Raw genomic sequence first — 4,177 nt, forward strand, 5'->3', positions numbered from 1 at the left:
TTCTTTTATATAATATGCCATTTGGTGTTTCTCTATTTTTAGCTAAGTTAAACTACCAGTTTTTGCTACATCTTTCCTTATTTTCTCATGACAAGCTTTTTTCACAGAGACTGGTAGATACCGCAGTATCTTAACCATTTCTTGACTTTTTTGCTGAAATGTGTAATAATTAAGCTTAGTAGACTTATGGAGGTAATTATATGTCAGGTTTAACAGATGAACAACGGGAATTATATGATAAGTTACAGAACGCAATAACCGATCGGGGTAATGTTGCTAAGATTCTACAAGGAGCGTCAAGAGATGATTTACGGGCAGTTCTTATTGATACAAGTAAGAATTATGAAACAGTTGAAGGATATCAAAGTTATACTATAACACTGCTTGGTTCGGTTATATATAACAGCGATCAGAAAAACATTGAAGCTATTTTAGGTAAAGCTAAAGATGAAGGTATATTAAAAGAAGTTCTTAATACTCCGAATATAACTATAAAAAAGTTCGAAAGTGATATAAGTACTCTAACACCACTTGCCTTTGCTATACACCTCAGGGACAGGAAAAGAATTGAAACTGTTTTAAATGCAGCTAAAGAGCACAATGTATTAAAAGAAGTTTGGGCTGGTGAAGAATTATTTTGTCGTGAAAAAATTAAAACTATCTTACAAAAAGCTGAAGATCGTGATATGCTAGACAAAATTCTTCAAGTTGAAAAGGACACAGAAAATGAAGCAAAGGTAGATGATAATCAATTGGTTTCATTGACTTTAAAAGAAGAAAATGATGACATATCCCAACCTTCAACGGATTTTGACGACAAAAGCACAGCAAAAACTACTAACAAACCAATAATAATTGGTAGTGTTTGTAGTGTTATAGCTGCATTGGCAGTTGGTGTTGGATGTGGTGTTGCCGGTATTCAATTACCAATATTGGTTATAGCTGGCATAGCTGTAGCTGCTGCTGTGCTAGTTGGACTTGTTGCTTATAGTATTACATGTGCAGTGTCAAGTAAACTAGAAGAAACTAATGCACAAGGACAGCACAAGGACCAGCCAGTTAAGTAGAAGGAAGGAGGTAAACTGTCTTTTTCCTTACCTCTCACCGAGACACTAATTTTCTTATGGGGTTATTCACGATATTGTGGATAAATCTGTTGATAACATAAAGACATAAATTTTTGTCACTTAAGCATTTTTGAGCACTAATCTGGGAGCTGTGTTTTTCATATTTTCCATAATGTATATTATGTAATTTTCAATGCTAAGAAAACCATTCCCCAACCTTTTAGGCAGCTAAACTATTCCCTTCTGTTAAATAAGAGCAAGTTGCCTATACAAAAATAGATTGGCAATATTTCAAGCCTGCCAAGCAGCATTAAAAATGACAGAAATAGTTTTACTCCACTGCTGAAGGAGGAATAATTACCCGAAGGACCGATTAAGTTACTGAACCCTGGACCAGAGTTCGTAAGCGTTGCAGAAACTGAGCTAATGCTAGTTATAAAGTCCGTATTGCCTAAGTAAGACATCACTATTGATGATATAGTGAACGTTAATATGTAAATTGCAAAAAACGTAAAGATAGAGTGAACTTCATCATCTTCTAAAATTTTACCATTAAATTTCACCCTATCACCTGCATTAGGATCTAATAAAAGGCGAAAGCGATTCTCTATAGATCTTAAAAAAACAGTCAAACGGAAGATTTTGATTCCACCACTTGCAGAACCACCACATCCACCAATAAAGGTTAGAAAAAAAGCCAAGACTGAAATAAAGCCCCAATCCACATAATTACACACCACATAGCCAGTTGAAGTAATAAAAGAAGTGATAGTAAATGTGCTATATCTAAATGACAATGATATTCCTAAATCAACATTTCTGTACAACCAAAAACAAGCAAATAAAGATGAGACAATGACTATCCCAATAAAATAAGAGACCTGTTCATCGCGATAAATGTCTAACCGTCTTATGATTTTTAAATAGCTAAGAAAAGGCAGAGAACCCAAGATCATAAAAATGATTGTTATGATTTCTAGTAAGGGATCATTATAGTGCCCTATGGAATCGTTATAGTTAGCAATCCACCAGTTGATACAGCGGACATTCCGTGGCATATCGCATCAAATAATGGCATACCAGCTAGATAATAGGAAAATATGCACAATAAAATTAGGCCATAATATATTGCCGTAACATGAATCACTACACTTCGCGTGTTTGGTAACCTTCTTTTTGTAGCATCCGAACATTCAGAATAGAGTAAATTACTTAGACTCAGAACCCTAAGCATGGGAAAAACTGCAATTCCTATAGTAATTATATCAAAGCCACCTATACCATGCAGCATTGCTCTCCACAGCAATATTCCTGGAGATAGCTTTTCAACATCACTGAATACAGTTGCTCCTGTTGTGGTAAAGCCAGATATCGTTTCAAATAATGCATCAACATAGTCCAGACTATCAAGATAGAATGGAATAGCTGCAAATAGGGGTAAAGCAATCCAAGCACAACTGGTAATCGCAAAAATCACTGGCATTCCATGCAATTTGCTTAATTTACCTAATAAAACAAAAATTGCGCCAGATATGCAAGTAATCACAAACCCAGCTAGAAAATTTTTCCATTCGTAACCCAGATACTTATTAGTAATAGCAGGAATGACCATTGTTAAGCTAAACACCAATAGAAATACTCCAACAATAAATGCAATTGAACGCAACGCTTGCAAGTGCTGATGATTTTCCATAGAACAGAGCAAAAAGATATTACACTATATCATGAACTTTTGCTGAAACTTTCTTTATGTCTTCACTTGAAAGTGGAATCAGACCGAGCTTAGATAGATACCCATCTTCAGTACTGATAGAATCGATAACTTCTCTAATGAACTCTCTTAATCCATCAACAGTACTCAAGTGTTCTTTCTTTATATAAAGATATAGAGGCCTTGCTAATATATATTTTCCCAATGATATATTTTCGTAAGTTGGCTCAATTCCTGCAATTGTGCTTCCTTGTATTTTATCCTGGTTCCTCATCAAAAAACTAAAACTAAATATTCCCAAAGCATTCTTGTTGCTTTTCAACTTCTGTATTATTATGTTTTCATTAGTCCCAACTTCCTTATACCTTCTATCGTCCCTTATACTGCTACAAGCTTTCTTTCTTTCCTCCTGGTCTTCATAATTCTCTTTGAAAATTCTTGAATTCATGCATGAGTATTGATCAAGCATAATAGAATTAACCAAAGTTTCGTACGTACCTGTATTTTGATGTGGACCATAAATTTCAATTTCTGTTTTTGGTAAGGCCTGGCTTACATCAGACCAAAGCTTCTTATTATTTTTTACCAGCTTACCATTCTCTTGAGAATATGCAGATAAAGTTTCAAATAAATCCTTTTTTGAGAAGTCAAATCTATGGCTTTGGTTAGAATTTGCGATTACAACTCCATCATAGCCAATAATAATCTCTATCATCTCATCAACTTTATTCCTTTTACATAGCTCCCTTTCTGCATTTTTTATAGAACGAGACGAAGCAGCAATATCCGGCGTGTCTTCCCCTATCCCTGAACAAAACATTTTGAACCCTGGCCCACTCCCTATTGATTCCACAACTGGAGTTTTAAAGGGGAATACACGGTTGAAATCCTCAGCTATAAATGAGATAAAAGGAAAAACAGTTGAAGATCCAACAATTCTGATATATTTCCTCGCATCAGCGTTTGATAGCGGCATGAACACTGCAAATATAAAAATCAAGAGAAAACCTCTAAGCATCGTTTTTAGTTAAGAACACAAGTCTTAATTATTATAACAAAAGATCAAACTGAAAAGCCCTAATTTTCTCCTATGGTTAAATTTCTTGCATTACCTTTCATCATCTTGAAAAACCTAAGCTGTTATACACAGAAAGCAAATGTTATCCAATAGAAACAAAAAAACTACTTGACAACTTTCGCCAACCTTGTTATTGTGAAACTGAAGCTATTTATTTATCTTCGCAATCTGTGCAGGTTAATGACAAAAAACTTAGGGTATTTGGCGTCTCATTGTTTCAATTTTCGCGCTATGTGTACCTCAAATATCGGTGTTTTTACCCTCAACGCTACGATTCAGCTACTTTTAAATGCAAATAGCCCAAACTGTAAACGTTAAGAA

The 4,177-nt window shown here is 34.7% G+C and carries 4 protein-coding genes; 1 reads left to right on the plus strand and 3 read right to left on the minus strand.

The window, feature by feature from the left end; translation table 11 throughout:
* The first annotated feature begins 200 nt into the window (after window positions 1-200).
* The gene (locus GO685_RS03630) at window positions 201-1,067 is read left to right on the plus strand and encodes a hypothetical protein (protein WP_175937616.1); all 867 of its coding nucleotides are present in this window, start codon (window positions 201-203) and stop codon (window positions 1,065-1,067) included.
* Between the two features lie 233 nt (window positions 1,068-1,300).
* Here the strand turns inward: GO685_RS03630 and GO685_RS05595 are convergent, their stop codons facing one another.
* The 3 genes from GO685_RS05595 to GO685_RS03640 are packed head-to-tail and all read right to left on the minus strand — an operon-like array spanning window position 1,301 to window position 3,796.
* A complete protein-coding gene (locus tag GO685_RS05595; RefSeq protein ID WP_246226412.1) occupies window positions 1,301-2,023 on the minus strand; it encodes a potassium transporter TrkG in 723 nt (240 codons plus the stop codon).
* 44 nt (window positions 2,024-2,067) lie between these two features.
* Window positions 2,068-2,760, minus strand: a complete 693-nt coding sequence (locus GO685_RS05600; protein WP_246226413.1) for a potassium transporter TrkG — start codon at window positions 2,758-2,760, stop codon at window positions 2,068-2,070.
* Between the two features lie 19 nt (window positions 2,761-2,779).
* A complete protein-coding gene (locus GO685_RS03640) occupies window positions 2,780-3,796 on the minus strand; it encodes a substrate-binding domain-containing protein (RefSeq protein WP_175937617.1) in 1,017 nt (338 codons plus the stop codon).
* Between the last annotated feature and the right edge of the window lie 381 nt (window positions 3,797-4,177).

This window comes from Wolbachia endosymbiont of Madathamugadia hiepei, from assembly GCF_013366855.1.
GTDB lineage: Bacteria > Pseudomonadota > Alphaproteobacteria > Rickettsiales > Anaplasmataceae > Wolbachia.